Genomic DNA, 1,829 nt, shown 5'->3' with positions numbered 1-1,829 from the left:
GGGTTGAGAAGCGCCATCCACACCCGATGTTTGATTTCTCGGTGTTCCGCATCCGCGCCTTTTCCGGTGCGCTGATGGGCTCGATTGGCATGAACTTCAGCTTCTGGCCGCTGATGATTTATCTGCCGGTCTATTATCAGAGCGGGCTTGGCTACAGCAGCATGGCAACCGGTTTGGCGCTACTAGCTTACACCTTGCCGACCTTACTGATGCCGCCGCTTGGCGAGAAGTTGGTGGTGCGCTTTGGCGCGGCGCGCATGATCCCGCTGGGATTATTCCTCATCGGCGCGGGCTTTATGCTAATGAAGTTCGCCGTCGCGCAGCAGATGAGTTTACTGCCGGGCGCACTGCTCTCGGGTATCGCGCTTGGGTTGACCAACACGCCCGTCACCAACACCACAACTGCATCGGTGCCGGGAAATCGCGTTGGCATGGCGTCTGGCATCGATATCAGCGCGCGCCTGATTACGCTTGCCATCAATATCGCGCTAATGGGCAGCTTGCTGGTGGCGGGCATCGCGGCAAGTCTGCAACGCCTTATGCCGGGACAAAGTAGTGTGTATGCGCTGGCCGAGCACATCGCCGGCGGCGGCGAGGTTTCACTGACCCACGCTATTGCCGCGCAGGTGCTAACCGACGGATTTTCCGGCGTGCTGTTGTATGGCGCGGCAGGCGTGTGGGGATTGGCGCTGGCGAGCTTTCTGCTGTTTAACGTCCGTCGCAAGGCGCAGGAACAATGTACGCCTTAGCTACGGATTAACCCATTTGCTGTTGGTGAGCGCTCCATCTGAGCGGTAACTCAGTAACGCTCTTTGATTAATTTCCCGCGCCAGAAGGCACCAATCCAGTTGGGTAATTCGGATTAGCAACACGCCAAAATTATCCTCGGCGTTAGCGACATCATTGGATTGGTGGTCAATGTCACTTCCCGGCGTAGCACCAGCATAGGTTTGCTGCGTCCGGCGCGATAATCGTTGCCACGCCGCTTCAGCTACTGCGCTGTGCGCGGCGTGCAGCTCAACCGTTCCCTGCAACCGCAGCTGCGTTTTTGCGCTGTATCCCAAAACCGTAACCTCTGGATTAACCGCCAGCGCCTGCCATTTCGGGCTGCGCATATCGGTGTGCAACTCCAGCGTGCGTTTGACGCGGTCAACCGCGCGCAGCACCAGCGTCCTTGCCTGCGGCCTGCCTTGTTGATCAACCGACGCGAGTGTTAAGAAGTGAAAACCGGCATCGGGTTCGCTTGCGCCGGTCTCCAGTTGTTGCCAGCAATCGCTATCAATCTCGCGTAATGACATCTGTTGTTCCTGTTGGCTGGATAAAAGGTTACTGGTGACGTTCCACCAGCGCCAGAATCAGCGCCTGAAGTTCTGCTAATCCTTGCTGCTGGCTGATATCGCCACCTACCACCGCATTGGAAATCGCATCGGCAGCGCCTAACATTCCCCACATGCTGGCTTGCGGCAACGTTGCCTCGGCAAACCAGCCACGGAATTTTTCAATAAAATCGAGCTGGTACTTGCGCTTCACTTCCGCCAGCTCCGGCGAGCTATCAAGTGCTGACAGCACATCGGGGATTTCACGTCCCTGCGTCAACACGCAATCAACGTAACTCGACGCCACCACGTTAGCGCGCTCAACAAGGCTGGCACCGGCAGCATTCATTGCCGCCTCGATAATCGCGTTCTGACGCAGGTCGAAATCTTCATACAGCGCCGCGAGCAATCCGTGACGCGTACCAAAGTGATCGTAGACCACCGGTTTACTGACGCCCGCCTCTTCCGCCACGCGTCCTAACGTCAGCGCATCGCTGCCCTGCTCGCGCACCA

Annotated in this window: 3 protein-coding genes; 1 reads left to right on the top strand and 2 read right to left on the bottom strand. The window is 57.7% G+C overall.

Annotation, left to right across the window (positions count from 1 at the left end; genetic code table 11):
• The coding region (locus RTM06_RS13030) for an MFS transporter (protein ID WP_312182670.1) at positions 1 to 749 on the top strand (749 nt) is incomplete at its 5' end.
• On the opposite strand, the gene RTM06_RS13025 is transcribed toward RTM06_RS13030, so the two are convergent.
• Together RTM06_RS13025 and RTM06_RS13020 are read right to left on the bottom strand one after the other, a co-directional pair.
• On the bottom strand, positions 750 to 1,298 hold the full coding sequence (locus RTM06_RS13025; protein WP_312182668.1) for a pyridoxamine 5'-phosphate oxidase family protein: 549 nt from the start codon (positions 1,296 to 1,298) through the stop codon (positions 750 to 752). It abuts the gene before it with no gap.
• A 28-nt stretch (positions 1,299 to 1,326) separates the two neighbouring features.
• Complete coding sequence (locus RTM06_RS13020; protein ID WP_312182666.1) at positions 1,327 to 1,827, bottom strand: TetR/AcrR family transcriptional regulator; 501 nt, start codon at positions 1,825 to 1,827, stop codon at positions 1,327 to 1,329.
• Positions 1,828 to 1,829 lie beyond the last annotated feature (2 nt).

This window comes from Pantoea sp. CTOTU46764 (genome assembly GCF_031974595.1).
GTDB lineage: Bacteria > Pseudomonadota > Gammaproteobacteria > Enterobacterales > Enterobacteriaceae > Pantoea > Pantoea trifolii.
This window is presented reverse-complemented; position numbering and strand designations above follow the sequence as displayed.

Excerpts from the sequence above, each read along its gene's own strand:
- RTM06_RS13025 (WP_312182668.1), bottom strand. The coding sequence starts at position 1,298 with ATGTCATTACGCGAGATTGATAGCGATTGCTGGCAACAACTGGAGACC.